This window comes from Catenulispora rubra, from assembly GCF_015356825.1.
GTDB lineage: Bacteria > Actinomycetota > Actinomycetes > Streptomycetales > Catenulisporaceae > Catenulispora > Catenulispora rubra.
Map to the genome: position 1 here is coordinate 1 of NZ_JAACYW010000810.1, position 392 is coordinate 392.

Below are 392 nucleotides of genomic sequence, written 5' to 3' on the forward strand. Positions count from 1 at the left end.
GAGCACCAGGACGTCGCAGTCGGCCCGTAGCGCTTCGACGTCGCGGACCATGGCGGCCAATTCGTGGGGATAGGGCTCGGTCAGGACTTTGGGCGCTCGCCCGGGGACCTCGGCCGAGCGCAGGTCCGGCACGTAGGAAGTGGAGGCGCGCAGGGTCGCCACTCCCGGCGTCTGCGGCCCGGCGGCCATCCCGAAGGGCCAGCAGATGGCGGTGTAGGCCAGGAAGCCGTACCGAATTCCGTCGCGCTCGAACACGACCGGGCGGTGCGCCGTGCCGAGGTCCGCACCGGCACCGCAGTGGGCGATCCCGGCGCTGTCGAGGGTGCCGAGGCCGGTCAGCATCGCCTGCGGGGGAAAGGTGACGTTGTTGGCGACGCTGACCGCGTCGATGC

General features: G+C 71.7%; 1 protein-coding gene. It reads right to left on the reverse strand.

Annotated elements, in window-relative coordinates; genetic code table 11:
- Positions 1 to 392 (reverse strand): CapA family protein (locus GWK61_RS55525; protein WP_194922410.1); only part of this gene is annotated, 392 nt, incomplete at both ends.